This window comes from Corynebacterium sp. HMSC055A01 (genome assembly GCF_001809405.1).
GTDB classification, from domain to species: domain Bacteria; phylum Actinomycetota; class Actinomycetes; order Mycobacteriales; family Mycobacteriaceae; genus Corynebacterium; species Corynebacterium hesseae.
Genome location: NZ_KV797592.1, coordinates 205145 through 205643, shown reverse-complemented (window position 1 = coordinate 205643; position 499 = coordinate 205145). Strand labels below are relative to the sequence as shown.

Annotated in this window: 1 pseudogene; it reads right to left on the bottom strand. The window is 53.7% G+C overall.

What is annotated here, in order from left to right:
- Positions 1-474: pseudogene (locus HMPREF2604_RS14550) on the bottom strand (HNH endonuclease); the annotation flags it as partial.
- Positions 475-499: the final 25 nt, after the last annotated feature.

Here is a 499-nt window from a genome sequence, read left to right as displayed (position 1 = left end):
GCCGTCTGCTTCGGCTACCTCGCCGGTTAAGTCCCGGGTTTTATCATGCGGCATGGGCTCTTGTCGCCAGCCGAAGCCTTCAATAAAGGTTGGGGCATTGTCGATATCGCAGGCTTGGTAGGTGTGTAAGACTACGGTGGCTGGTGGTTGTATCTCGCCGCTTAAGAGTTTGATGACTGCTTCAGCAACAGTGATTCCTTCTTTTGCGGCGGTTTGGTGGATGAAGGCATCGAGTTTAATGCCGGTATCTTCAGTAACTTGGAGTTCTAGCCAGGCGGAGGTGCCATTAGAAGAAAACCGGTAGGCATCCTTGGGGCGGGTATCGCGATATGCGATGGAGTCATCCAGGGTTTTACAGATGTCGCGGACTTTACGCCTGATTTGGCTGCGGGTAGGAAAAGCCTGATTCGCCTTGGTGGGGGTGAAGAAGTCGGCCAGGATGGTGTCGATGAAATCCAAGGTTTCCGCGGTCAAGGCGGTTAGTGCTGACATGGGTTGG